The 3,798-nt window shown below is 31.2% G+C and carries 3 protein-coding genes and 1 pseudogene; all 4 read left to right on the forward strand.

Annotated features, from left to right (window positions below; all coding sequences use genetic code 11):
- A partial coding sequence (locus I8752_RS33905; protein WP_214435878.1) for a transposase family protein occupies positions 1-369 on the forward strand: 369 nt, incomplete at its 5' end.
- On the forward strand, positions 360-704 hold the full coding sequence (locus tag I8752_RS33910; RefSeq protein ID WP_214436557.1) for an ATP-binding protein: 345 nt from the start codon (positions 360-362) through the stop codon (positions 702-704). The genes I8752_RS33905 and I8752_RS33910, both read left to right, overlap by 10 nt.
- 2,416 nt (positions 705-3,120) lie before the next feature.
- Positions 3,121-3,291, forward strand: coding sequence for a photosystem II assembly protein Psb34 (gene psb34 / locus I8752_RS33915; RefSeq protein ID WP_214436556.1), 171 nt, complete (start codon positions 3,121-3,123; stop codon positions 3,289-3,291).
- 227 nt (positions 3,292-3,518) lie between these two features.
- Positions 3,519-3,798 (forward strand): annotated as a pseudogene (locus I8752_RS33920) (IS701 family transposase); the annotation flags it as partial.

Raw genomic sequence — 3,798 nt, forward strand, 5'->3', positions numbered from 1 at the left:
ATCTGTACCGCTCATGGTAAGGGTAGAGAGCATGATTTTCGTATATTTAAAAATAGTAAAGTTAGGTTGAGAAAAGACATAAAATGCTTGGGAGATAAAGGTTATCAAGGTATTCAAAAACTACATAGCAATAGTCAGATTCCTAAGAAAAAACCTAGAGGAGGTAAGTTAACTTGTGAGGATAAAAAGAGTAATCAAAAATTAGCCAAAATCAGAGTTTTAGGTGAGCATGTAAATCGGAAGCTGAAGATATTTAAAATTTTGTCCCTCACTTATAGAAATCGTCGAAAAAGATTTAGTTTGAGGTTTAATCTGATTGCTGCTCTCTACAATTACGAGCTTCATCTTTCCCAAACCGAATTTGCTTAAGCGACTTTTGCAAGAGGTCTAATGCTTGCAAGTATACCCCTGTTGGTGGTGAAATCATTTTAAGTGCGTATCACAACTCTTCTGAAGTATCTCCAGCAACTATAATTTCTGTCCGTAACTCATCAGAAATTCCAACAGCAGCCTTACCGCGAATTTTTGAAAAATTCTATCGCGGGTCGAATAGCAACTTCTTGAATCAAGATGGTACAGGCTTAGGGATAGCCATAGTAGAGAAGTTAGTCGAGCAATTGCAAGGAAGCATTCAAGTTGAAAGTGGTAACGAATGGACGACGTTCACTCTCACCTTAAATAATTTAAGAAACTATCATCAATAAATTATCTCACTGAAAGTTGTTTATAGTTAACAGTTAACATTAAATTTAATTTTTAACTAAACACAGCAATTTAGTCCTGATAACAAACTTCCTCAGTTGACAAGTAACCCAATTTTTAAAGGCTCTACCATATTAAAGACTAGTTTGACACATCCTCTAGGAAGATGACCTAAAGTAAGAGTAGCTCTAAATTAATTCTGGTGTGTCGAATAACTGCTTTCTATAGAGGTTTAGCTGGTGCTAAACCTTTTTTATGAGTAATAAAAGAATCAAATATTAACTAACATATATTGTTACATCCCCCTATTGGATGATGAATCACTCAAACTCAATAGCTAAATTGTTTTGATAGATTCTACTTCTACTTAGGCTTGGTGGCGAACCAAGCCTTTTTTGTGAAATATCAGTTAATGTACTAATTACTTGAAACATAAAAACCATAGGTTGCAAAACAACATTCAATTTGAATAGTTAGCTGCCATTTTAGCAGTATAACTATAAACAAAATAGTTTGTGAACTATTTGTAAATATAGAACATAATATCGGCATAACAATAATAAATTATCCTGTTTACAACCTATATATTGATAAACAATGATACAAGCTCGACAATTAAATAATAGATAAAAGTCTAGTTTGATACAATATTTTTCACTAATAATATTGAATTTTTATAAGTTAACCTAAGAGCTAGCTTGAGCAAGAAAATGATTTAGATACATAGATAACACTTATCATTTTTCAATATATTTAATTACAATCTTTAGATAGATGAACTTATATAATACTATATCTAAAGTAACAAGATATGGTAAACTCTTGGTATTTCTAGGCTTGGTTTTTTTGCCAAGCCTTTTTCATATAAAAATAACAAATTATATAAGTTATTATAATCAAATATTATAAATAAAAATCTATTCCTACATTAATAAAGTTTAGGTCAATAAATAACTTCATACATGAAATATTAGCTGATTGCTAAGTTTATTTTATATATCAATAATGTAGAAAATTTGCTACAATCACCATACATAGTATTTGTATCTTATCCACCTATAGGTAGGGGAAATAAATTATTTGTGGAGTTAAGATTCGATTTGTTAATGCCTGAAAAACGTGTATATACCCTGGCAAAAACCAGGGTTTTCTTTTTTAGATAAATCAAAGCTTATGAAACATATAAAATAAATCAAGACGAGAAAAGCCATGATAATAGTTGTCTAGAATTAGACTAATTTTCGACCTTATTTGCAATCGATAATTTTTATTTGATTTGGAAAAAACGAAGTATATCTTTATGCTGTCTTGCTTATTTTCTGTTAAAAGTTACTCCTTCTCTACCTCTACGATTTCGTTCATAAATCCCAGCAAATTACTATGTAAGAATGATTTTGCTAACTTGGAAAAGATTAAAATAAATGAAATGTTAAACTTTTTATACTTATTGAAATTGTTTTATAGATATCATATTTGATAGTATTTATATACACCTGCTAGACAGATAAACTCATACAGAATTAGATATAAATTAACAAGATATAGTAAACACCTGGTATATATAAGCCTTGGCTATTGCTCAAGCCTTATATATTTTTATACTTATATTTTAGTCAATAGTCACTTTCTGAAATAAACAATGATTTACCAGTTTTTAATAGATTTGGACACATACTAAAGGAAGATGAACTGTCAAAAAAGGCAGTTTAGATTAATGTAGTACGTTGTTAAGCACAGCAATTATCTAGGTTTGGTTCATGACCAAACCTTTTTTTATATGTCAAAAAGATTTTAATATCAGTTGTCAGACTGTTTGCACAGATCCTATGGGAGGATGAACTAAAGTAAGAGTACGTCTACATTAACCTTGGTGTAGTAAATGCTTGGTATATTACAGAGGCTTGGAGCAACCAAGCCTTTTTCCATATCTAATGTTATGGCAGAAAATTAGACTCCAGCTTTTTACGTCTGGGCAATGTCCAATAAATACCAGAAGATAACACTGCATTAGCAAACAGCAGCAATTAGAACAACTGGTAATATATCACTCCAATCAAAAGTCATTTTTATTACCTTAATATTTAGAATTTACCTGCATTATTTAGCATTTACGTGTCTATAATGACTCTTGATTTTATTATTGGCAAGTCTTTATATATAATCTTGCCAAAAAAATAGTTAACCCAATTAACTAAGTAATAATGCTAAAATAATGTTACTAATAGTTTAAGTATTTGATTAGTAATAGAAAAATCAACCTTGAGAAAAATTTTTAGGGCAGTAACACGCCTTAGCCGTCATTCCTGATAAGTAATTTTTATGATGGCTATCTATTATTCTTTGTCAAGTACTATTGACTGTTTGTAACAGAATTGTTATTTTTAGTTACATAACTTAATAAATAAAGAAAAATAAGCCATGTATACCACTGTTAATGAAGACGGCGTTCTTAACAACTACGCCACTGAACCCCAGATGTACTACGCTGAGTACCCTGCTATTTGGCAACAACGTAAATATGTAATACAAGGTGTTTTCGCTAGTTTAATTGTCACAACATTAGTTTTGGTTGGTATTAGCATTAGCTAACATTTTTTGACTTTGGTATTGCTATCTCATTGTCATTCGTACTTCTCTCTCACCTCGGTTAGTTTCGCCGAGGTTTTTTGTTGCCATAGTGGAGAATGAAGCAAGGAAAGCGATCGCATAGATCTGTGACTTGAAACACAAGGCGCGATCTTACCCCTCTTCTGTCACTTTCCGGATAGAATGAATAGAATAAAGGAAAAATAGAACTCTACAAGGTAAGTAGAGCAATGGATGTAGAATTACAAATCCTGAAACATCTGCCAAGGGATGCCCAGCCAACAGTTGCGCTCGTAGATGCATATTGTGCAGAGTACAAAGACCTGTTTAAAGAAGTAAGAAATTATGAATGCTTCAAATATTTACATTTAGGGATAATTTCACCAATAAAAAGAAAATCATTACCAGAAATAGCGAAAGTAGTAAGTATAAACTCGGCACAGTCATTACATCATTTTATAGCCTATTCAGATTGGTCAGTAGAGAAATTAAAGAGCCGAAGATTAAAAA

The sequence above is a fragment of the Dendronalium phyllosphericum CENA369 genome (assembly GCF_016056275.1).
GTDB lineage: Bacteria > Cyanobacteriota > Cyanobacteriia > Cyanobacteriales > Nostocaceae > Dendronalium > Dendronalium phyllosphericum.